At 38.4% G+C, this 24450-nt stretch carries 13 protein-coding genes and 1 other RNA gene; 4 read left to right on the forward strand and 10 right to left on the reverse strand.

The genetic code is table 11. From position 1 onward, the window contains the following. Positions 1–34: 34 nt before the first annotated feature. The 3 genes from ACN0TV_RS06700 to ACN0TV_RS06710 are packed head-to-tail and all read right to left on the reverse strand — an operon-like array spanning position 35 to position 3165. Positions 35–1357 carry a sugar MFS transporter gene (locus ACN0TV_RS06700; protein ID WP_417361360.1) on the reverse strand — a complete coding sequence of 441 codons (1323 nt, stop codon included), beginning with the start codon at positions 1355–1357 and terminating at the stop codon, positions 35–37. Positions 1358–1396: 39 nt separating this feature from the next. Then, complete coding sequence (locus ACN0TV_RS06705; RefSeq protein WP_417361362.1) at positions 1397–2125, reverse strand: LytR/AlgR family response regulator transcription factor; 729 nt, start codon at positions 2123–2125, stop codon at positions 1397–1399. Next, entirely contained in the window at positions 2122–3165 is a 1044-nt protein-coding gene (locus ACN0TV_RS06710) for a sensor histidine kinase (RefSeq protein WP_417361364.1), read from the reverse strand. Before ACN0TV_RS06710 ends, ACN0TV_RS06705 begins: the two co-directional genes overlap by 4 nt. Before the next feature lie 493 nt (positions 3166–3658). Between ACN0TV_RS06710 and nagB the strand changes: the two genes are divergently transcribed. The 4 genes from nagB to ACN0TV_RS06730 all read left to right on the forward strand — a co-directional run bounded on the left by nagB (position 3659) and on the right by ACN0TV_RS06730 (position 10246). Then, positions 3659–5575: a glucosamine-6-phosphate deaminase gene (gene nagB / locus ACN0TV_RS06715; RefSeq protein WP_417361366.1), complete on the forward strand. Its 1917-nt coding sequence runs from the start codon at positions 3659–3661 to the stop codon at positions 5573–5575. Positions 5576–5702: 127 nt separating this feature from the next. Next, positions 5703–6563 (forward strand): BadF/BadG/BcrA/BcrD ATPase family protein, encoded by an 861-nt coding sequence (locus ACN0TV_RS06720; RefSeq protein ID WP_417361367.1) that lies wholly within the window; start codon positions 5703–5705, stop codon positions 6561–6563. A 240-nt stretch (positions 6564–6803) separates the two neighbouring features. After that, positions 6804–9143, forward strand: a complete 2340-nt coding sequence (locus tag ACN0TV_RS06725) for a TonB-dependent receptor (RefSeq protein WP_417361369.1) — start codon at positions 6804–6806, stop codon at positions 9141–9143. Positions 9144–9181: 38 nt separating this feature from the next. Then, positions 9182–10246 (forward strand): PepSY-associated TM helix domain-containing protein, encoded by a 1065-nt coding sequence (locus ACN0TV_RS06730; RefSeq protein ID WP_417361371.1) that lies wholly within the window; start codon positions 9182–9184, stop codon positions 10244–10246. A gap of 82 nt (positions 10247–10328) precedes the next feature. Here ACN0TV_RS06730 and ACN0TV_RS06735 read toward each other — a convergent pair whose 3' ends face one another. From ACN0TV_RS06735 to ssrS, 7 genes are all read right to left on the reverse strand, one after another. Then, entirely contained in the window at positions 10329–11126 is a 798-nt protein-coding gene (locus tag ACN0TV_RS06735) for a hypothetical protein (protein ID WP_417361372.1), read from the reverse strand. A 27-nt stretch (positions 11127–11153) separates the two neighbouring features. Further along, positions 11154–12866, reverse strand: a complete 1713-nt coding sequence (locus tag ACN0TV_RS06740; RefSeq protein ID WP_417361374.1) for a RagB/SusD family nutrient uptake outer membrane protein — start codon at positions 12864–12866, stop codon at positions 11154–11156. An 18-nt stretch (positions 12867–12884) separates the two neighbouring features. Continuing rightward, on the reverse strand, positions 12885–16094 hold the full coding sequence (locus ACN0TV_RS06745; protein ID WP_417361376.1) for a SusC/RagA family TonB-linked outer membrane protein: 3210 nt from the start codon (positions 16092–16094) through the stop codon (positions 12885–12887). Between the two features lie 740 nt (positions 16095–16834). After that, the gene (locus tag ACN0TV_RS06750) at positions 16835–21013 is read right to left on the reverse strand and encodes a hybrid sensor histidine kinase/response regulator transcription factor (protein WP_417361378.1); all 4179 of its coding nucleotides are present in this window, start codon (positions 21011–21013) and stop codon (positions 16835–16837) included. Positions 21014–21183: 170 nt separating this feature from the next. Further along, the gene (locus ACN0TV_RS06755; RefSeq protein WP_417361380.1) at positions 21184–22365 is read right to left on the reverse strand and encodes a lactonase family protein; all 1182 of its coding nucleotides are present in this window, start codon (positions 22363–22365) and stop codon (positions 21184–21186) included. Positions 22366–22689: 324 nt separating this feature from the next. Continuing rightward, a complete protein-coding gene (gene rny, locus ACN0TV_RS06760; RefSeq protein ID WP_417361382.1) occupies positions 22690–24255 on the reverse strand; it encodes a ribonuclease Y in 1566 nt (521 codons plus the stop codon). A 50-nt stretch (positions 24256–24305) separates the two neighbouring features. Continuing rightward, a non-coding RNA gene (gene ssrS, locus ACN0TV_RS06765) (6S RNA) lies at positions 24306–24436 on the reverse strand. Positions 24437–24450: the final 14 nt, after the last annotated feature.

Here is a 24450-nt window from a genome sequence, read left to right on the forward strand (position 1 = left end):
ACTACACTTTAATATAATTATCTGTTTAGTGGTGTTATTTCTTCAATCCTACCTTATGCCCATATATGGCATAAAACAATATAAAAGCATAACAAGGGAATAAAATCCAATAACTAGATGTTGCAGCGTCAGCCATTGCAACAGACTGCTCTACGCCACTTTCAATCAATTCGTTCTTACTTTGATCCACCAAATATCCATAAAGTGGTGGGATAATTGCACCTCCGGAAATAGCCATAACCAGCAAGGCTGATGCAGTTTCTGTAAACTTTCCAAGGCCTTTTAGTGCCAATGGCCAAATTGCGGGCCAAACCAATGCGTTTGCTAAACCAAGAGCAGCAACAAACAGCACTGAGGTAAATCCTGTCGTACTGATAATACCTATACCAAATACAATCCCTAATACTGCACTAATTCTAAGTGCTGTAGTCTGGTTAAGGTATTTTGGAATTAAGATCACACCTAGTATATAACCACCTACCATGGCCATAAGAGTCATAAAGGTAAAGGTCTTGGCTTCAGCACCGGACATACCCAATGAAATTCCATAAGAAATAATAGTGTCACCTGCGATCACCTCAACTCCTACATATAAAAACAAGGTCAATACCCCTAACCAAAGGTGTGGGAATTGGAAAATACTTGTCTTTTTTGTCTTCACACCCTCTGTTGTTTCATCTTCTTCAATTTCATCTGGCTCTACGTGAGGAAGAGGTGCTTTGATGATCAGTAATGCCAGCACAAATAAAACCACTGCCATAACAATATAAGGTAAGACCACTGAGTCAGCCATCTCTTGTAGCAACACATTCTTTTCTGCATCACCTACAACGGCTAATTTCTCTTGAACTCCATCTATTCCAGATAACAACAAGGCTCCAAAAATTAAAGATCCTAAAGCACCTGCACATTTATTGGCAATTCCCATAATAGAAATTCGTTTTGCCGCACTTTCGATTGGCCCCAGAATTGTGATATAAGGGTTAGAAGCAGTTTGAAGGATGGTCATTCCCAATCCTTGAATAAAAATACCGGTCAAAAACACCCAATATGTACGGGCCTCTGCAGCCGGGATAAAAACAAGTGCTCCAATGGCCATGATAATCAACCCTAAAGACATTCCTTTTTTATAACCTAATTTAGCAATAATGAAGGATGAGGGCAAGGCCATGGCAACGAAAGAAATATAGGAGGCCGAGGCCACCAAATAGGACTGTGCGTCTGTAAGTTCATTAATAGTTTTCATAAATGGAATCAAAGCTCCATTGATCCAGGTAACGAAACCAAAAATAAAAAATAATCCCGCTATGATCAGCATAGGGACTAGACTGCTCGATTTTTGTGAGGTAGTTGTCATGAGTTATATAATACTTAGTTAATAGTTTCTTTTGAGTTATTATTCTGTTAGAAAATTTCCTTTGTCGTTTAATATCCGCTCCTTTGCATATTTAACATAATTCCTACCAATAGGGATTTTCTTATTTGCAATTTCAATAAGATTCCCTTCAATGGATTTTACTTTGTCAATAGCAATGGTATATGATTTATGTACTCTGATAAAGTTTTCCGCAGGAAGTTCTTCACTGATACTCGATAGAGATTTATGGGAAATAAAAGTCCCTTCTCTACTGTGAAGCTTGATGTAATCCTTTAAACTTTCGATATACAATATTTCGCTTAAAAATATTTTGATCAGTTTCTTATCAACCTTTAAAAAGATATGAGGATCTTGATCAAAATCCCCAATCTGTTTCAATCCTTTAGATTGCAACAAGCGCGCGTTTAATTTATTGAAAGACTTTAAAAACCTATTAAAAGGAATCGGTTTTACCAGATAATCCAACACCTCTAGTTCATAACTCTCAATAGCATACTCTCTATATGCGGTGGTAATGATAATTAAAGGGTGTGTATTAAGATTTCGTAAAAACTCCAATCCATTCATTCTAGGCATATTGATATCCATAAAGACCACATCGATATCAGGTCGCTTAAAAGCCGGCAAAGCATCTATAGGATTACTAAAAACCCCAACCACTACCGCATTTGAAAACTCTTTCAAATGTGATTCTAGTACCTCAACCGCTAGAGGTTCGTCGTCTATGATTAGGCAATTTATATTCATGCAATCGGAATTATTAAAGTCACAACATATTCATTTTTATCCGTTTGATTTTTTAGCGTATAGCGATCCTTATACAGCATATGTAATCGTCTTGTCAAATTCACCAAACCAATCCCTCCCGGCTGTTGTTGCTTCAGCTCAGGATCGTAATAATTTTGAATGGTAAATATCAGTTGTTTCTCCAGCTTTTTAAAATCTACGGCAATCTTATGTCTCTCCTGATTATTGCCCCCGTGCTTAAAGGCATTCTCCACTAAAGGTAAAAATAACAAAGGTGGCACCAAAACATCATCCATATCCCCGGTGATACTAATGTTAGCTTCAAAGTTCAATCCATGTCTCAATTTTTCAAGAGCAATATAGTTGTCGATATATTCAATTTCCTTTAGTAATGGCACCTCTTTTTTCTTAGCGTCATAGATAACGTATTTCATGAAATCCGATAGTCGAACAACCACATCGGAAGCCTCAGAAGAACGTTTTAAGGTCAGGGCGTATAAATTATTAAGGGTATTAAAAAAGAAATGAGGTTGCATCTGTGCTTTTAAATACTTGAGCTCGGTCTGGTATTGCAATTCTCTCAATTGTTGATTTTTAGTCCGTTCGTTTAAAAATTCTATTGTAAATTTTATGGCTGCCGTTAAACTCAACACATACAATTCACCAATACTAACTGCCAAAATATGATTAAACCTAAATGGCTTTTGCACCCCTATAGCTTCCGGCCATATATCTTCAGAAACCAAATAAAAATTCAGTCCTGTCCTAACACTATAATGCACCCCCAAAGCAAGAAGCAGCACTGTAAAATAAGGGAGATACTTCCTTTTTAGAAGCAACTTTGGAATCAGATAATAGATATTAAAATATACGATAAGAATATGGAGCGGGAACTCTACCAGGTTAGATTTCAAAGAGTAGGCATAATCATTAAAATAACTACCCCATCTCACAAAATTAATTAGAAAATAACTTACCCAAAAAAAGAAATGATACTTAAAAGCAATAGTATTCTTTGCAATGGTTCCCTGTTTATTCATCAGTAGCTTCTATACATCTATTTATTATATCAGATTACAATTATTGTGAAAAAATATAACTATTCGAAAGAATAACCAAAATAATTTTTAAAAATCAAAAACATAAAAACTGTTATCTCCTTTTTAATGTTGTTCGTTGCCTTTTCTGTGCTGTTGGTATAAAAAGCTTTTTAAACTACCTATCTTAAAGTAATTTTTACCTTTTATTCGATGAATTCCAAATTGAGGTGTTAAAAACCAAATTGAATATTGGTGCAATGTATAATTCCCACATGGAAATTATACATGGTGCACATCAGCAATTAGCATCACAATAGTAAGGAAATGTAATTAATATTAAAAATATGGAAAGTATATTATCAATAAATAAGTAAAAACAAGTGTTAAAATTACAATATAGCACAAAAAACAATATTGAAGTAATAAAATAAAACATAATACTTACAAAGTAAAATACCATTATTAAGTAAATTAAAAGTAAGGCTAGTACGAAATGATACAACAAATTAAACACAAGCAGGTCGGTAAATTTGAGGATACCAAATTTGAGAAGATTCATAATGAAATATTTGAAGACTCTTATGAAGCGTCTAAAGTAGTCGCTGCTGAAATCGCAGATCTCATTCACAAAAAACAAGAGAAAGGTGAAGCCTGTGTGCTTGGATTAGCCACTGGATCTTCTCCTATCAAAGTATATGAAGAGCTGGTTAGACTTCATAAAAACGGAGAATTAAGTTTCTACAATGTGATCACCTTTAATCTGGATGAATACTATCCTATGGATTCTGAGAATCGCCAAAGTTACTACTACTTTATGCATCAGCATCTATTCGACCACATCGACATTAACCCTGAGAATGTTCATATCCCTAACGGTCAAGTGAGCCAAGAGGAACTCAATCAATACTGTATTGATTATGATATGAAGATCAAGCAACTTGGTGGTTTAGATTTTCAATTGCTTGGAATCGGTAGGACCGGACACATCGGATTTAACGAACCGGGATCTCACATAAATTCTGGTACTCGTATCATTACTTTGGATCACATAACTAGACGTGATGCAGCCTCTGACTTCAACGGTATTGAAAACGTGCCAAAAAAGGCAATTACAATGGGTGTTAGCACTATTATGAAATCCAAAAGAATCATAATGCTGGCATGGGGACATAAAAAAGCGTCTATTATAAAACAAACTGTAGAGGGACAAATCACATCAAACATTCCGGCAAGTTTCTTACAGAACCACCCAAACACCACTATGATTATGGATCAGGAGGCGGCCTCAGAACTTAGCCGTATTAAAACTCCATGGATCGTAAGTCAGTGTGTGTGGACCGATAACTTAAAGCTTAAAGCAATTACTTGGCTTAGTGAGGAGCTTAAAAAACCAGTACTGAAGTTAACAGACAAAGATTATAATGAACACGGAATGTCCGGATTGTTGTCTATTGAAGGTTCTTCATACAACTTAAACATTAAGATTTTTAACAAACTACAACACACCATTACAGGATGGCCCGGAGGAAAACCGAATGCAGATGACACCAACCGTCCTGAACGTAAATCCCCGGAGAAAAAACGTATTATTATATTCAGCCCGCACCCTGATGATGATGTGATTTCCATGGGAGGAACCTTCTCACGTTTGATTGAGCAAGGGCATGATGTACATGTGGCCTACCAAACTTCCGGAAATATTGCAGTAACCGATGAAGAGGCTTTGAAATTTGCAGAGGTTGCGAATTTATTAAACCCTGGCACGGAAGAGACAAATTTCAAGAAGATTATAGCTTTCTTGAATTCTAAGACAACTGCTTATGGAGATAGTTTAGAAACTAGAAAAGTAAAGGGTCTTATCCGAAGAATGGAATCTTATGGTGCTACGCGGTATTTAGGTTTAGATGATTCAAAAGTACACTTTTTGGACATGCCTTTCTACGAGACCGGAGAAGTTAAGAAGAACCCTGTAGGTCCTGAAGACATCCAACGTATTTCTGATTTGATCACCAGTGTACAACCACATCAAATCTATGCCGCCGGAGACTTAGCAGATCCACACGGAACACATAAGGCTTGTTTAGATGCTATTTTCGAATCGCTAGCCAATATCAAACATCTTGACTTTATGAATGATTGTTGGGTTTGGTTATACCGAGGAGCTTGGCATGAGTGGGATATCGCCGATATTGAGATGGCAGTTCCATTGAGCCCTGATGAAATGAATAAAAAGATTAACGCCATTCTTTTCCATCAGTCGCAAAAAGACAGAGTGATGTTCCAAGGGGAAGATTCTAGAGAGTTCTGGGTACGTGCTCAAGAACGCAACAGAAATACTGCCCTATTATATGATAATCTCGGACTGGCAGAATATGAGGCTATAGAAGCTTTCAAACGATACCATTTTTAGAATATGTTAGCTTTATCAAAGGAGCTTTCATGGTTCAATACACGGAGAAGCTCCTTTGATTTTTATAAATTAGTACCTAATGCTACTACAACAGTGCCAGGTACCTCAGACCCTAAAATATAAGAATATGATACTAGTAGCAGACAGCGGTTCAACCAAATGCGACTGGATACTTGCAGATACCGATGGAAAACAATTGCTTTCCACACAGTCAGAAGGCATAAATCCTATGGCTTTAAGTGATAAAGCTATTTTTTCTATTATACGCGATAACACTGATTTACAGCCGTATAAAAGTTTAGTTACCCAAATCCATTTTTATGGAGCTGGTTGTGGTACCGTAAGTGCAGATAAAAAAATGAAGCTAATCTTGGAAGATATTTTCCAAAACACTGACCTTATCAGTATTAAAGAGGATGTAATCGCAGCAGTACACGCGACCACAGATCAGCCGGGAGTTATATGCATCCTGGGAACAGGTTCCAATTGCAGTTATTTTGATGGCAAAGAATGTATTCAAAAAATACCGTCCCTAGGTTATGTTTTATCTGATGAAGGAAGTGGTAATCATATCGGAAAAGAACTACTTCGAGCCTACTTCCACCACAAAATGCCCGCTAACATCAAAAAGGATTTTGAGGATAGCTTTGAAGTGGATTTAAATCAAGTGTTACAACAACTCTATCACAACCAGAATCCGAACAAATATCTGGCTACCTTCGGGAAGTTTATCTTCAAACACCGCCAAGATCCTTTTGCTCAAGACATCCTTAATAAAGTTATAGGAAGCTTTATTGATACCTATTTAACCCATTATCATCAAGAATTACAGCAATATCCGGTGCATTTCGTCGGTTCCATTGCCTATTATTCACAAGACATCATTATTAAACAATTTAAAGATCGAGGTTATAGAGCAAGTTCATTTGTCAGAAAGCCCATAGACAATCTTATCAAACATATTGTACTGCAAAACCAAAAGATCTAACAGATCAGTGGTAACAAAATTTAAAGCCAAGAGCCTATTAGTATGAAGTTCCTATTTCTAATAGCCGCCTTGGCTTTTTTGTTCATTAAACCTAGGCGGCATTAACCCAACCAATAGGCTGGCAGCGACTTAAACAGTTACAAACTCTTAAATATTTATTAAATTAATTCTTGCCAAGTATTTCATTTGGATTTATATTTGCATTATTTTTAATTAATCTAAATAAATAATCGATTATAAATGAAATGCATATATCTTTTAACCCTGTTTTTCACCCTTCCTTTTTTTGCACAACAAAAGACCGTACAGGGGAAAGTAACTGATCAAAACCGTATTCCTATCCCCTACGTAACTGTAAGCATTAAAAATTCCTCAATTGGTACTGCTACCGATAACAATGGGAATTATCAAATCACCTTCCAAGAGTCGGACCACCCGATTATTGTATTTTCTGCAGTAGGATATCAAACCATTACAAGAGATCTCCCCGCTAATACAACTGTATCACTAAACATCATATTGCAAGAAGATCTCGAACAACTCGATGAAATTGTGATTACATCAAACAGAACCCGCGAAACACTGGATGAGGTTCCTTCCAGTGTATCTGTACTATCAAGCGCACAAATCGAAAACCTTGCTAAAACCAGTAATGCCATGGCTGACGTATTAATGGAGGTTCCAGGCCTAGCCCTAGGAACCAACCAAACCAGTAGTGTTGGCCAAACGCTTCGTGGGAGAAATATGCTTGTGCTCATTGATGGAATTCCGCAATCAACACCACTTCGAAAGGGCTCTCGTGATATTAATACCGTAGACCCCAGTACTATTGAACGCATAGAGGTTATAAAAGGCGCTACAGCAATCTACGGTAACGGTTCCGATGGTGGTATTGTTAATTACATCACTAAAAAACCCAACAGGGGAAGAAAATTAGAAAGTACAACAACCCTAGGTACCGAAGGAGGCCTGGTAGACATTAACAATACTATTGGAGCTAAAGTTGTTCAGACCCTATCCGGTACAATAGATAAAGTCTCTTATGTCGCCAGTGGAAGTTTTCGCCAAACCGGTGTATATAAAGATGCTGATGGAACAGTAATTTCTCCTTATTACGGCCTCGGTGAAACATCACAATATAGTGCTTTGGGAAAAATAAATTATGACATAACAGATAGACAATCTATCGCCCTTATGTACAACTATTTTAGTAGCAGACAGGATTCAGACTACATTGCTCAAGTAGGTGTTTACGGAGAATCTCCAACTATAGGAGTATTGGGCGTAGACCCTGGAGAAGACCAAGGAAACCGGTACAACCACAATGCACAACTGACCTATGACTATGCAGATATTTTTACCAATACCGACTTTCGGTTGAACCTTTACCTTCAAGACTTCAAAACAGTTTACGGCTTTACTGACAGCTTCTATGATCCAAACCTAGCTTTTGATGGTGGGCAATCCATGATCGCATCAACTAAGAAAGGTGTTCGATTTAATTTTAAAACAAGCTATCATTTTGGGGCAATTCAAGGCGATTTACTATATGGTCTAGACGCCTTAAACGATAAAACTTCTCAATCTTTAGTCGACGGCAGACCTTGGGTACCTCAGCTCGACATGCGTAACTTTGCACCCTATGCACAACTAAAAGCCATCTACAAGAATTTCGTATTTAAAGGAGGAATTCGATTGGAGAATATTAAAATTGAAATCCCGGACTATACAACTTTAGTACGTTATAACCCCGGAGAAACCGAACCTAATAGCGGAGGAGTAAGTATTAATGGTGGAGAACTCGATTACAATGCCACTACTTTTAATGTCGGCTTACGCTATAACAAATGGTCAGTATTCAAACCCTTCGTGAGTTTTTCTCAAAGTTTTTCTGTTGCAGATTTAGGGAGAACCTTACGATCAGCCACAGAAAACACCGTAGAACAAATTAATTCTGAAGCGGTAATTGCCAACAACTATGAGATTGGATTTAATAGTCGTATCGGCAAGACTCAATTAGCAGGGGCTTATTATGTAAGCACCTCTGATCTTGGCTCGACCTACAGAGAGACTGAAAGCGGCGCTTTTGAAATTTTACGTCAGCCCGAAAAGGTATACGGATTCGAACTCTCGTTAAACACAGAGATCGCAAGGAACCTAAATTTTGGAACCTCAGTCTCCTATACTCAAGGTAAGATTGACACCAACGATGACAACAGCTATAAACAGTATATGGGAAGTGACCGTATTCCACCTGTAAAAACTGTTACCTACCTGGCTTATAATTGGAAGGAGAAATTCGATATTAGACTCTCTCATATTTATAGCGGTTCAAGAGACCACTTTGATCCAAATGACCAAGGGGATTATACCTATGGGCAAGGTCCGGTAGAGGATTTTAACATTGTGAATCTTACCACGAACTACCAATTAAGTCCTTCAACAGAATTGGGTATTGGAATTAAAAATCTGTTTAATACAGATTACTACAATTTGATATCGCAGTGGTCTGCCAGAGATTCAAATTACATTAAAGCTAATGGAACTCAGTTCAATCTATCCCTAACCGTTAAACTATAATCACCAATACCGACGATTAATTATAGAAATACGTGCAGATGAAAAAAATCAAGCTTCTACAATATCATTCCATTTGCAGCCTTATTGCCGGCGGTTTCTTGATTTTACTTGGAATCACCGGTAGTATTTTAATCTTTAATGAAGATATAGACCAAGCCTTATTTGCGCCTTATCAGGTCAATGATACGGCTGAAGTACTTAACCTTGATAGTGCTACTGCGGCGGTTCAGAAAAAATACAAGAATTGGAATACAAGAATTATTCACTTTAAAAAAGGAGAAAGCATTGTTTTCAATATTAGACGTCCGGAGCAAAGAATGTTTGTTTTTGTACATCCGGAAAATGGAGAAATTTTAGGGGCAATTGACGAAAGTACTCATCTTACAAAGTGGCTCCTTAAATTCCACTACTCCTTTCACTCCGGCGTCATCGGTCGTATACTAGTACTCATTTTTGGAACGCTGTTCTTGATATCATTAATTACCGGGACTCTTTTATATCGCAAAAACATTAGAAAGGTGCTTTTGTTTAAAATAAAACTTAAACCAAATAAAAGACGAGCATTTTATTCTGCTTTGCACAGCTACATTGGAGTTTGGGCCTTGTTATTAAATTTGATTCTAGCCATAACCGGTGTGCTATTGGCGTATTCCGTGTCGGTTGCCGGGCTCAAAACACCAAAAGAGCCGGAACCACCATTAGTGGCGACATCTTTAGATAAGGTACTATCAACCATTGATAGAGAAATACCAGAATTTCATCCCTCATATATCCGACTTGCTTCCTCAAAAAAGGCGCCCATAGTAATTAATGGATCCTTCGAAGATGACCCATTTGTATATAGCATACATTACAACAAAATACTAGTAAGCAATACTACCGGTGACATTGAAAAAGTCAAAAAGGTCAGTGAACAACCCTTAATATATAAGGCCAACAGTATGATCACTCCATTACATTATGGTCAATTTGCCGGTCTTATAGGTAAATTGGTGTATTGTTTAATTGGAATGTCAGGACCTGTGCTCTCAATCACCGGATTCATTATCTGGTACAAACGAAAAAACACGAATCATAAAAATGGTTTAAAACCTAAGTTATAGCTAGATAAAAAACCCCGGCACTGATAATAGTACCGGGGTCTTTCTAGCTAAATATAAAAAACTAACCTATTAAGATTTCTTCTTATTCTGGTTTAAAAATCCACACCCATCCAGTTCCACCTGTATTATTAGGAACATACAGAATAAGCTCATCCTCAGTTAAAGAAATGATTGTGTATAAACCATTGGGGTTTCCATATGGCTCTTCAGCTCCAAGAATATTACCACCATCTATTTTTAAAGTTTGTTTAGCTGGATCTAATACAAAACTAGCTACTTGAGGTGCTGCATCAGGACCTGAGTAATAGGTGTAATTCGCAGCTCCGTCTAGATCAAAGGTCATCTTTCCTGCAGCATCCACCGGAGGACAGCAATCACCTGCGGCATTCCACCATACACCTTCCCAAGCAGAAGGATCGTCATTAGCAACCATATACCACCATTTTCCACCGTCAGATTCTGGTCCACCGGCAAAAACCCATGTTTTTCCAGCTTCTGTATCTTCTCCCACTAAATCATACCAGTCTTGGTTGAGTTCATGATCCAAGACATCAACTTGAACTTCGATGGTTTTTGTGAAAAATTCTGAACCAAGGGTTCCAACATAAGTAAAGGTGTTATTTCCTGGAATAGGATAAATAAATTCAACCCTATTGGTTAAAGCCTTTCCCAAATTATAATCCCAATACCCTGTTACGCCAGGGGTTTCCATGTTTAATTCGATTAAGTTACCCCCCTCCGTCGCTTGAGACGAGGACAAGATAATATCATCGATAGAAACCATGCTCTCAAGCACCTCTCTGTCATCTATGGGTTGACATGCTCCTAGTAACAGAACCAAGGCACTCCCGAATAAACTTATAATTTTATTTATTTTCATCTTTCTAATATTTTTAAGTTTAATAGATTACCATCCAGGATTCTGCTCGTAAACACCGTTAGAGAGTCTTACTTCCGATTCTGGAATTGGAACAAGCCCCTTAGTCTCAGCTCTATATTGAACACTATAAACAGCGTCTATACCTGAGTTCTGTAGATTGACTTGACCACCAAAGGCAGTATCTACGTCTCCCCAACGAACCAAATCAAACCAACGAAGGGCTTCGAAGGCAAATTCATATTTGCGTTCCTCTTTAAGTGCCGCTAACGAATATCCTATAGGATCTAAGTCGGCTCTATCTCTTACTTCATTCATACCATCTGCAGTTTCTGTAATTTCAGAATGCATTAATAAAACGTCAGCATATCTCATAAAGACAAAGTCTTGAGCAGACCATAACTGCATTGGATCTCCATGAGTCATATCATAAAGGAAGTAAAACATCCCTTTAATGCCATCCACTCCTGCAGGATCTTCGTGCTGAATGGTGGTATATTTTTTATTCATAAACCCTGTTTCATGATCTCCGAAACCGGATTGCCAAGCACCCGTTCCTTGTTCAGCATTACCTAATTGAAGGATTGAACCTAATTTTCTAGGATCCGCATCATCCCATTGGCTCCAAAGAGCCGGATTGACGGTGCCCCATCCCCAACCTTGTCCAAAAGGGACCATGCTGTTATCACGAATTCCAAAAAACAAACGCATACGGTTGTTATACTGTTGTCCGGGACCCCAGTCCGTTGTAGAATAACGCTGAACAAACATAAATTCAGCATTACCAGTTCCAAAAGTTGGATTTAGACCATCCTGACCTACCCAATCAAGACCTTCTGTTTCAGCCCATGGAAGAACAACTTCATTTGCGCTAGTATTTACATAAGAATAAGGCCATAGATTTCTAAAGTCATTAGCTAATGCATATCCACTGTTATTTATACAGTCTTCTAAATAAGCAACAACTTGAGATTTAGAAATTGTTCCACCTTCAGGTAAGGGTAAATCACTAGTCGCCTGTCCCTCAATATTGGTCATATAACCGGTATAGTACAAATAGGCTCTTGCCATATAGGCCTGTGCAACCCATTTATTCGCATGTCCATAACGATCAGTTCCAATGGCAGGAAAAGCTTTAGTTGGAAATAATTCAATAGCTGTTTTAAAATCAGATGCGATCTGTGCGTAAGTCTCGGTGTAACTTGACCTTGGAACACTTCTATCGGCAAGCGAACCTAGAATCAGAGGCAAACCACCAAAGAATTTGGCAGCTCTAAAATAATAGAAGCCACGCATAAAATAAGCTTCTGCCAAGGCACGATCAACATATTCCTTCGCCTCTGCCTCAGTCAAAAAGTACTCCGAAAAATCTGCATCGACAAGTTTTTCTAAAATGATATTACAACGATAAACACCGTTATAAGTCTCAACCCATAAATCTTTATAGGTGTCCTCTTCGGGATCTTGAAATCCGTCCATATATTTGGCTGCCCTGTCATCAGGACCACCACCTCCGAAAACATAGTCAGAAAGCAAGTTAGCTGAAATAGCCTCATCGCTGAATGGATCTGCGGTATATAGCGCATTATAAACACCAGCCATTGCCTCGTCTATATCGTCAGGTCTACTATAGTAATTTTCAAGACCTTTTTCGTAGAGGTTGTCTGTATCTGTAAACTCTTGACTACAACCGGCAAGTAATGCCGTTGCAACCACTGATATGGTATATATTATTTTTTTCATTGTCTTTTTAGTTTTCGATTAAAAGTCAACACTCAATCCAAGCATTACAGTTCTTGGTAATGGATACAATCCAAGATCCACTCCTGAAGCCCAATTCGTAGCATCATTTCCTCCGTAAGATACATCCGGATCCATTCCATCATAGGAAGTAAAGGTGTACAAGTTATTGACAGAAGCATAAAGTTTGATTTCTTTGATGTAATCAAGATCTTCCAAATACTGTCCTAACTTAAACCCTACAGTAAGGTTGCTAATTCTCAAATAATCAGCATCGTGCAAATAGATGTCAGAAATTAAGTTTGTATTTCTGTTAGATCCTGAACTCAAACGTGGTAAACGATTGGAAGTTCCTTCTCCATGCCAACGATTAAAAATTTCAGTGGTATAGTTTTGGTCAAAATTATCTGCAAAAGAACGGTACGATTGCATGACTTGCCCTCCGAACTTACCTGCCAATGTCGTGTTGACATAGAATCCTTTGTATTCTGCATTTAATTGAATACCAAGTTCAAAATCCGGGAGTGGACTACCAAGCTCTACTTTATCATTATCGTCAATAACACCGTCTTGATTTTGATCTACAAAGCGTACATCACCTGGACGTTGATCATCGAAATAAGGTGTACCGTCAGGTCTAACATAAGCATCAACCTCATCTTGGTTTTGCAGAATTCCATCAGTTTTCAATCCGTAGAAGTAACCAATTGGTTTCCCTACCTCTAATCTAGAGATATAAGCAGTACCTTGAGATAAAATATGAGGCTCTCCAGTAATAATACCTTCCGCATTGGCTAATTTGGTCACCTTGTTTTTGTTAAAGGCCCCACTAAGCGTAGCTCCGTATTTGAAGTCTCCGGCATTATCATTCCAAGAAAGCACCACTTCTACCCCGGTGTTTTCAATATCACCACCATTAACAAATGGAGGTGGGGCACCTGCAGTACCAAGCGAAGGAGCTATTACCAACCAGTCCTTGGTTGTCTTTTTATACCAATCCGCGGTAAAAGAAAGTCTTGAATTGAAAAAACGTGCATCAACACCAAAGTCTAATTGTTCAGAAGTCTCCCAAGTTACATCCGGATTAGCAATCCTTGTAGGGACAGATGACACCGAAGGGGTAGGTTTCTTATCACCGAAATAATATCCTGGATCAATATAGGAAACCGTAGAACTATAGTAGAAATTATCTATGGCTTGGTTACCGTTTTGCCCCCAGCTACCTCTTAGTTTTATAAACATATTGCTATCGGACATAAAATTTTCCTCACTAAGAACCCATCCTGCAGATACAGAAGGAAAATACCCCCAACGCTTACCTTTTGCAAAATTAGAAGAGTTATCCGCTCTCATTGTAGCAGAGAACATATACTTCTCTTTGTAGTTGTATTGCAATCTTCCAACATAGGATATGAGTCCACCTCCTCCGGCAGCCCAATCAGCTCCATTGGTGTTAATAGCTCCAATAGTGGATTTACTCACATTGTTTAAAAAAGCAAATTTAGGGGCTCCGAATTGAGATCCTGACATACTGCCTCCTACCTCAAAATTAACTTCGTTTTGGATTACTTCGTTACCAATTAAGGCCGTTAAATTATGATCTCCGAAATTCGTTTCATAAGATATCGTATTGGTCAAAGTTGATGTATTTCCTAAATAAGAACTTTGAGCAACACCATCAGTAGCATTAGCATATAAAGTACCAAGTGCATAAGTTGGTGTCCAAGAACGACTATGACCAAACCATGCGTTTACTCCGTAAGAGGAACGTAATTTCAGATTTTCAATAGGCTCAATTTCTAAATACACATTTCCAACAATGGTATTCCCTCTATTACCCAGGTTCGCATAATTATGACGATAATACATCACTGCAAGTGGATTGTGGGAGTTATTAGAGATGCCATCCATTGTAGGCGTAAAACCATTATTATCCGGAGAGTCCGCCCAATATGCCGGCATCAACGGATGTTGAACCAGTGCATTGTGTAAATCGTTCCAGTAGATGTTTCCGGTAGCTACGCTTCTGTTATCTGTTTGAGAATAGGTGAAGTTTTCTCCAAGAGTAACCAAACTTCTTTCGTCATTTTTAAACAATACAAATTCGGTATTTAAACGCGTTGTAAGTCTCTTATAACCAGCATCAGTTATGCTACCACCTATGATCCCGGTTTGATCTAAATAGGATGCTCCAAGTGAATAGGTAATATCCTCACTTCCCCCGGTAATATTAATGGAGTGGTTAGAAATTGGTGCATTTCTCATGGTCATTTCATCGATCCAATTGGTACCTTCCCAACCGTTTTGAAGATTATTCCATACATGTTCTCCCAATTGTGTTCCTAATTGACCGGGATATGTGTTGTTTAACCAAGTGTTGCTTTTAATGAGTGCCTCCCAGTTGTTAGGAGCAAGACCATCATTTACTCTTCCCTCATCCATAATGTACATATACTCTTGTGCATTTAATGGAGATAGGTTTTTATAAATGTTTTGGAAACCGTAGTAAGTCTCATAGTGTACCTGTGCTTGTTTGGATTTCTTCCCTTGCCTGGTAGTGACCAACACAACACCATTGGCTGCCCTAGAACCATAGATTGCTGCAGATGCAGCATCCTTTAAAACATCAATACTTTCAATATCCCCGGAACTTAAGTAATCGATATTACCAACAGCAACACCGTCTACAATATATAAAGGACTTGAGTTACCAATAGTACCTAAACCACGGATTGTCACTTTGGTTCCGGCACCAGGAGCACCATTATTACGACTTACACTTACACCCGGAGCAACACCTTGAAGTGCTTCCATGGCTGTTCCCGTGTTTAACATCGCTATATCCTCTCCTTTAAGGTTCAAATTCGCTCCGGTTACCAAGGCCTTTTTCTGAACCCCATAACCAATTACGACTACTTCATCCAAGGCCTCTAAAGAGGTCTCGAGAAGAACGTCAATTGTAGATTGTTGACCTACCGCTACAGTTTGTGTTTTCATTCCAACATAGGTAAAAACCAAGTTATCGGAAGAAGAAACATCCGAAATACTGTAATTTCCGTCAAAATCTGTCTGTACGCCATTAGTGGTACCTTCTACAACAACCGCTACACCCGGCATCGGCATGCCTGAGTCATCGGTAACAGTTCCACTAACTGCTTTTGTCTGCGAAAACATACTTTGGACACCACACAGCATCAAAGTAAACATCGCAATTTTCAGTTTTAGCTTCATCTTAAATAAATTTTAGAATAAATTAGGTTAGTAATTAGAATAATTCAAAACGATTGAACTACCCAGTAATTCCATGAATCAAAAAACATAGAAAATGAGGAATATCAATAAGCTGACAATCGCGATTATCAATAACACCTCAACTAAGGTTCTCCAATTCAATTTTGAAAAACTATTTTTCATTACGTAAATGTTAAAAAAACACTAATATTGAGCACACTATTAATTCTGCATTCCCTGTGATTTTTGAAGCATTTATGCGGCGTTTACAGCAAATGCAACATAAGTTATAGCATATGCAACATTTGTTTCATCACTGACCAAAGGCGAATTGGCAAAGAAGCTGGTTGTGCCAATTAAATTAACAGTCATTTTACAAAGAAGTCTTAAAAAAATAACATGCCTCACCAGGGAGAAAGAAGTGAAAGCCTAAAGCAAATTCTAGTGAGGGACATAAAACGGCACAAGTGTTCAGAGTACTATTGAGCATGACTATAAAGATTCCAACCCTAAAGAATTTTACTGAATCCCGAGTTATAAGGAAGCATTAATCGAATATTAAGGAATTACGATAATCTAGTAACTATCAATTAATATTTGACAGTTCAACGTGTATTTAAGGATTAAAAGGGCTACAACAGCTATTCTACGGTATACCCGACATGTATGGATGTAATTAACCAAAGCGACAAGTTGGGTGGCATATGGCAGCCTAGCTAATTGTACTGCACCAGCAGTAATTATTTATCTACAGATGAATCCCCAACTTCCTCTTCTTCTAGGAGCTGCGTTGGAACAATGCCAAATTGTGCTTTAAAGCATTTAGTAAAATATGAAGATGAAGAGAAACCTACCGCGTAGGAAACCTCACTAATGGTCGTGTTGCCGGAAGATAATAGCGCCTTTGCTTTATGAAGCCTAATGTTTCTTATGAACTCATTGGAAGTCTGATTGGTAAGTGCCTTAATTTTTCGATAAACCTGACTACGGCTCAAATTTAAGTGAGAGGACAGAGATTCCACACCTAAATTGGGATCCTCAATATTTTTTGAGATATAATCGATTGCCTTTTGGATAAACTCTTTATCTAAAGAGGTCGTATTTGAATTTTCGTCAACTTCACTTATGGCACTAAAGTATTTGTTAAATATGAGCTGCCTACTACTTATAAGCTGCGATAATCTAAGTTTAAGTAAACGAATATCAAAGGGTTTCACCATATACGCATCTGCACCAATCTCTATGCCTTCAATGCGGTCCTCAATTTTTGCTTTGGCAGTCAACATCAACACCGGTATATGACTTGTTCGCATGTCTGTTTTAATCTCTCTACAAAAATCAAACCCATTCATCTTGGGCATGATGACATCCGTAACGATGACGTCCGGCAGAATGTCCTTAGCTATTTTAAGCCCTTGTTCACCATTGCTCGCTACCAATACTTTATATTGATGCCTAAAGGCCTGTTGCAAATACATCCTAAGTTCTAAATTATCTTCAACCAGTAACAGCGTATGCGTAGTTGAAGCTTCTTTAATATCCTGAACCTCGACATGGTCATCCTCTACACTGGATACTCCCACCACTTCGTCCCTCACTTCTTCAATTTTCTTAAGAGTCACCATATTCAATTCTTCCTCTGAAAAATGCTGCTTTCCTAGAGGTAATATAATTTTGAAAGAAGTTCCTTTTCCAGGTTCACTTTCCACTTCAATTTTCCCTTTGTGCAATTGAACAAAACTCTGAACCACCTCAAGTCCAATACCGGTACCACCATAGTAACTGTGATTCTGGTTTTCCACTTGATAAAAGCGATCGAACATATGTTGAATTTGTTCCTTTTCCAAACCGATGCCTGTATCTGAGATCACAATTTCAACTGCTGCACTCTCGAAAGTATCATCAACTAACGGGAAGGCAACTAATCGATCTTTTGCATAAACGGCTACATTTATTGCTCCACCTTCAAAAGAAGCTTTAAAGGCATTTGAAACCACATTAAAAATCACTTTTTCTATCAAGTTTTCATCCCCCCAGATATGTAAAGGCTCCTCGTCTTTGTCAAACGACAGAGCTATGCTCCTATTGATAGCCTCTTCCTCATAATGCCCGATAATATCCTCAATAAGATGCGCAATATCAAATTCTTTGGCATGAAGTCGAACTTTGTTGAGTTCTAATTTCCTAAAGTCAAGTAACTCATTTACCAAACGGTGCAAGCGTTGGGTGTTTTTATGAATAATTGCGTGTTTTTCACGAAGGCGTGCCGGTAGATTTGAGTCATCATTTTGCAGTATATCCTGTATTGGATTCATTATAAGGGTCAGCGGAGTTCTAAACTCGTGAGAAATATTGGTGAAAAATTGGAACTTCTTTTCATTGAGCTGTTCATGCTGAATGCGCTTTTCTTCCTCATACTTTTCGAGTTGTTTACTTCGAATCCTATTTTGTGTCAATTTATTCAATACCACTATAGCACTAAAAAACAGCAACAAGTAAACCACCAAAGCCCAATTCGACTTCCACCACGGCGGCAACACTTCAATATACAACTCTAAGGGCTGCTCATTCCATGTCCCGTCGTTATTTGAGGCTTTAAGCCTAAAGACATAATTACCGGGATCAAGGTTGGTATAGGTTGCGCTTCTAGCATTACCCACATAATTCCAAGTATCCTCATAACCTGCCAGATAATACGCATATTCATTGCGCTCCGGTCTGGTATAATTAATTCCGGAATACTCAATGGTAAATACAGACTGTTTACTTGTAAAAGTAATACTGTCTGTTTGTGCAATTACTTTTGAAAGCGGTGAGTCCGACTGGGTAGGAAGTACCTTATTATTAAAAATCTTTAAATCAGAAAGGTAGAGTAAGGTCTCCTGCTGGTTGTACTTTATGGTATTTGGATTAAAGAAATCCATACCTTCATAGCCGCCAAAATAGATATTTCCTTGTCCATCGTTAAATACAGCGTTCATGTTGTAGTCATTAGACAACAAGCCGTCACTTTGATCAAAGTTAGAAGATTCCCCGGTTTCAGGGTTCAACTTTACAATCCCTGAATTTCCGGCAGCCCATATGTGGTTTTGATCACTCTCGATTATACCGCAGACATTCTCCAGGTGAAATCCCTCTAGTCTATTATACCATTTTAGTGAATCAGAATCAGGCTGATATGCAGCCATTCCAGCACCTTTTGTTCCCAGCCATATCGTTCCGTCCTCGCTTTCATATAGAGAAAGGATGTGATTAGCCGTAGTCACATTGCCGTATTGCTCTGCCAGACGATCAAACAGCGAGGTTACCTCAAACTCGCCTGAGGGTAACAATTGGACCTTATATAACCCATATGTGCTACCCAACCACACCTGATCATGACGGTCCACAAGAACCTTCCATATATCCAAATTCTGAACACCAAGCTTTTGAAAATCACCTGTATTATAGTTGGTAAATAATCCTGTCTGTGGATCATACGAATGCAAGCCATTATGGAAACTCCCAAACCACAAGGTTCCTTTAGAATCTTCTGCAATACTAACCACAGTGTTCGATTGTAGTCCTCCATTGGTACTCTCAATGGTATAATTCACAAAATGATGTGTGCCTTTTTTTAAAAAATACACTCCATTATCCCAGCTTCCTGCCCATACATTACCATGGCTGTCGATATGAACGGACAATATATAATCTCCTTCAAGCCCGCTATATAGCCTTTGATCTTCTTTATTGATATGAGTATAGATTCCAGTTTTTTTATTGATAACATCAATACCACCACCATCCATTCCTACCCAGAGATTGCCATTCTCATCTTGATCAATAGAAGCCACTGATGCTGTATGTAACGAATTCATATTGTTGTATAGACTCTGATAGCCTTTAAACTTGTCATAGACATCGTCATAGATCGCAACTCCTTTATTGTAATAGCCTAACCATATTTTTTTATCACGATCCAAGAAAAGTGACCAAATGGAGTTGGCCAATAAACTTTGTTCGTCTTTATTGGACGATACATAGTGATGAATGAGTTCGCCCTGCTCGTTTAATTGGTACATACCGTCATTCTCAGTACCACATAGTATTTCTCCACGGCCAATGAGCTCCAGTGCAAAAAACGGATTTGAGGACACACCCAGTTTCTTAATTTGCCTAATTCCCGATTCATCAACATGACTGATCTTAAACAAACCATCGGCAGAGGTCCCTGTCCAAAGATTATCCTTGGCATCGATAACCAAGGTCTGGGTACTCGAATTTAGTTGCTCTCCATTGGCAAAGACTGCCGGTTCTAATAGGTTTTTATCTTCGTTATAAAGAAGTATACCATGATTGGATGCCGCATACATTCGTCCATCCTTGTCAATTTTAAGAGCATGAACAGATAAGGCAACTGAAGCATTGATACCCCGAGTTCCAATATGGGTTGCTTTAAGAGTTTTGTAATCCAACTTATAAAGCCCCTTACCAAAGGTTCCTATAAAAAGATTCCCTTGCTTATCATCTACAATACTTCGGACAGACAAATTAGCAGCCGTTCCATCCCCAAAATTCTTATTTGAAATTCTTTGAAACAAATCTGTATTACGATCATAGAGATCCAGACCCTGTTCAGTACCGACCCAAAGCCGATGATCATCATCCAAATAGGTTGTAAACACCAAACTACTGCTCAAAGAGGTGGAGTCGTTAAAACGATGACGGTAAGATTTATATTCCAAGCCATCGTAACGGTAAAGACCGGATCCGTTAGTACCCAACCAAATAAACCCATAATCATCCTGATTAATAGTGTACACCCCTACCTTAGGCAAATCTTCCATGATACTGACAAACCGAAGTTCTTCGTCAGAATTCTGGGCAGGGAGTTGCCAAAAAAAGAATAACAAAATCAGGAATTTCAATATCTTCATCAATCGGTACGTTAGGATAATAAGTTAGCGCTACAGGTTCCTTTTCAAAAATATAACAATATATTAACCCTACAATTCATTTAAGTTAAAAGTAGCCTAAAGCAGGTCATAATAAGAGATCAGATAAATTTGCCCCTCTTTATAAGCTAATAAAAACTGTGAAATTGTATCTAAAAGACTATACAAACAGGACTAGGTGCTTCTATTTCATCCACAAAACTCAACAGGCCGCTTTGAGCATCCCGCCGAAATGATATAATAGAATTGGAATATTGATTTGCAACTAAAACATAGGATCCATCCGGAGATAAGCTAAAGTTTCGTGGCCCCTCTCCCCTTACCGATTCATAACCAACAACTTGAAGCGCTCCGTCATCCTTTACACTGTAGATCACTATTGAATTATGTCCTCTATTAGAGGCATAAAGAAATTTACCATCATCACTGATATGAATATCTGCTCCGGTGTTTTCTTCTTTAAAACCTTCAGGTAACATGGAAAAGACGGCTCCTTTTACAAATCCCTGCTGCTCATCGTAACGCACCAAAGCAACGGTATTACTAAGTTCATTAAGCACATAAATCCATTTTCCATTTGGATGGAATGCCAAGTGTCTAGGGCCATCCCCAGGATTAAAATCTAATGTTTTTGGAGACAACGGCTCCAAGGTATTGGTATTGGAATCAATGGCTGTAAACCACAATTGATTACTTCCAAGATCTGCTGCTATCACTTTATCCTGAGTAGGAAAAAACCAAACCGAGTGTGCATGCGGGCCATCTTGTCTAGAACTGACTGCCTTAGCCGTATGCTGATTGATATCCAACAAGTCGGATAAAGTTCCGTTTTTATCCATTTTTAAGAGTCCAACGTTTCCTCCGCTGTAATTTGCAGCTACAACATATCCTTTGTCATTAATGGTCACAAAACAAGGGTGTGCACCTCCGGAGGAGCTTTGGCTCACAAAAACAAGACTATCTCCTTGTACCTCAAAGGAAGAGACTGTTCCTACACCCTGCTTATTTTTAATCTCATTGGCAGCCAACAGGTACTTTCGATCTTTAGAAAACGCCAAATAAGATGGACTTTCAGATTTTGCCGCAAGTTTTATTTTTGAGAGCTTACCCTCTGGGCTTAGTGCATAGGTATAAATACCCTCACTATCACCATTGGTATATGTTCCCACAAAGAAATTAATATTTTCCTTAACCATATATTGCTCTTGTCCTTGCACTTCAGATGACTTTTCAGAGCTACCTTTCAGCTCTGTTTGATCAGCCGCCTCTGTTTTACTTTTTTCTTTACAAGATCCCATGGCAATTACCACAAATATGATCATTATATATCTCATTTTATTATTTTTTGGTTAATGAGTGAGTAAGATACAATTTCTCCTACATATGAGCTTATCCCCCTAGAAATTATTGCGCTAAGACAAGTGAGTTTTCATCCATATTCCGGGAGAATTAGTTAAGCAAAACAATGCTTTTTGATCCTTAGGAATTTTAAAAAGATGCAGATAGCATCACGATAAAGTCTTTAAGCAACCAAAAATAGACCTAACACCAAATTTAAGCAGTCAAAAAAAGGCCAGTCTTATCAGACGGCCTCATTTGAATTCTTCACTACATTACGCAGTGCTATTTTACTATTTTCTTATTCTATTTAAGTATGGTTATTTGGCAATATTTACCGCTCTTGTTTCACGAATAACGGTGATCTTAACCTGACCGGGATAGGTCATATCCGTTTGAATTTTTTGAGAAATTTCAAACGATAATTCCGCTGCCTTATCATCGCTAACCTTTTCACTCTCTACAATAACCCTTAGCTCTCTACCGGCTTGAATAGCATATGCTTTTTTAACACCGTTAAAGGCAAAAGCTATCTCCTCAAGATCTTTAAGACGTTGAATATAAGAATCCAATACCTGGCGTCTAGCACCTGGTCTAGCGCCACTAATGGCATCACAAACCTGTACAATTGGCGCCAACAGCGTTTTCATTTCAATTTCATCGTGGTGAGCACCGATGGCATTACATACTTCCGGTTTTTCACCATACTTCTCTGCCCACTCCATACCTAAGATTGCGTGTGGAGTTTCTATATCGGTCTCAGGTACTTTTCCTATATCATGCAAAAGACCTGCTCTCTTAGCTAATTTAGAATTTATACCAAGTTCAGCTGCCATGACACTACACAGTTTAGCTACCTCTCTAGAGTGTTGAAGCAGGTTTTGTCCATAAGAGGAACGGTACTTCATTCTACCTACAGCCTTAATAAGCTCAGGATGTAAACCGTGAATTCCTAAATCAATTACAGCACGCTTTCCAACCTCTATAATTTCTTCATCTATTTGTTTTCTGGTCTTTTTCACCACTTCTTCTATACGAGCTGGGTGGATACGACCATCGGTAACCAATCTATGCAAAGACAATCTTGCAACCTCTCTACGAACAGAGTCAAAACAAGAAAGTATTATGGCCTCCGGAGTATCATCTACAATGATTTCAACACCGGTTGCGGACTCAAGCGCACGGATATTTCTTCCTTCTCTACCAATGATACGCCCTTTGACATCATCAGATTCCAGGTTGAATACAGAGACACAGTTATCTATAGCTTCCTCAGTACCGATACGCTGAATGGTATTGACAATTACTTTTTTGGCTTCCTGTTGTGCAGTTAACTTAGCCTCCTCCAATGTTGTTTGGATAAAGGTCATGGCATCACTTTTAGCTTCTGATCTCAGAGATTCCACCAGTTGTGCTTTAGCTTCCGAAGCCGAAAGTCCTGAAATAACCTCCAATTGTTCTATCTGACCTTTGTGAAGCCTATCGACTTCACCTTGTTTTTTGTCTAAAAGATCGAGTCGAAAATCATAATCTTTATTTTTAGATTCGAGTTCGCTGCTCAATTTTTTATTCTTTGACAGCTCATTCGATATCTGAGATTCTTTGTCTCTGGTTCGTTTCTCTGCCTCAGCTATCTTTTTATCTTTTGCGACGATCACCTTTTCGTGTTCCGCTTTAAGTTCTAAGAACTTTTCCTTAGCCTGAAGGATTTTATCCTTTTTTATATTCTCTCCCTCATTTTTGGCTTCTCTAAGGACTTTCTGAGCTTCTTTATGTGCACTTGAGATTGTTTTGCTTGCCTTGTTCTTCTCCAAAACCTTCGCGACTACAAAGCCCGCTATACCCCCTACTAGTGCTACTACTATTGATAGTGTAATATCATCCATCTTTACGTTTGTTTAAAAAAAAAGCCTACATCGGCATATAAGTTTTGTACAAACTCCATTTAACAGGTTTAAGGCTACCAAACTGATCAAGGGTCCGCTGTTCCTTAGGTCTGAAATTAATCAGAGGCGCGGCATGCTTTTACAATTTGAACTCACCTTTTTGAATTGATACTTGTTGAGTTTGTCAAAAAAATG

The organism is Galbibacter sp. (assembly GCF_048266365.1).
In the GTDB taxonomy this organism is placed as follows: Bacteria; Bacteroidota; Bacteroidia; order Flavobacteriales; family Flavobacteriaceae; genus Galbibacter.

Coding starts and splice junctions, on each gene's coding strand:
- ACN0TV_RS06700 (WP_417361360.1), bottom strand. CDS start 1,357: ATGACAACTACCTCACAAAAATCGAGCAGTCTAGTCCCTATGCTGATC.
- ACN0TV_RS06705 (WP_417361362.1), bottom strand. CDS start 2,125: ATGAATATAAATTGCCTAATCATAGACGACGAACCTCTAGCGGTTGAG.
- ACN0TV_RS06710 (WP_417361364.1), bottom strand. CDS start 3,165: ATGAATAAACAGGGAACCATTGCAAAGAATACTATTGCTTTTAAGTAT.
- nagB (WP_417361366.1), top strand. CDS start 3,659: ATGATACAACAAATTAAACACAAGCAGGTCGGTAAATTTGAGGATACC.
- ACN0TV_RS06720 (WP_417361367.1), top strand. CDS start 5,703: ATGATACTAGTAGCAGACAGCGGTTCAACCAAATGCGACTGGATACTT.
- ACN0TV_RS06725 (WP_417361369.1), top strand. CDS start 6,804: ATGAAATGCATATATCTTTTAACCCTGTTTTTCACCCTTCCTTTTTTT.
- ACN0TV_RS06730 (WP_417361371.1), top strand. CDS start 9,182: ATGAAAAAAATCAAGCTTCTACAATATCATTCCATTTGCAGCCTTATT.
- ACN0TV_RS06735 (WP_417361372.1), bottom strand. CDS start 11,126: ATGAAAATAAATAAAATTATAAGTTTATTCGGGAGTGCCTTGGTTCTG.
- ACN0TV_RS06740 (WP_417361374.1), bottom strand. CDS start 12,866: ATGAAAAAAATAATATATACCATATCAGTGGTTGCAACGGCATTACTT.
- ACN0TV_RS06745 (WP_417361376.1), bottom strand. CDS start 16,094: ATGAAGCTAAAACTGAAAATTGCGATGTTTACTTTGATGCTGTGTGGT.
- ACN0TV_RS06750 (WP_417361378.1), bottom strand. CDS start 21,013: ATGAAGATATTGAAATTCCTGATTTTGTTATTCTTTTTTTGGCAACTC.
- ACN0TV_RS06755 (WP_417361380.1), bottom strand. CDS start 22,365: ATGAGATATATAATGATCATATTTGTGGTAATTGCCATGGGATCTTGT.
- rny (WP_417361382.1), bottom strand. CDS start 24,255: ATGGATGATATTACACTATCAATAGTAGTAGCACTAGTAGGGGGTATA.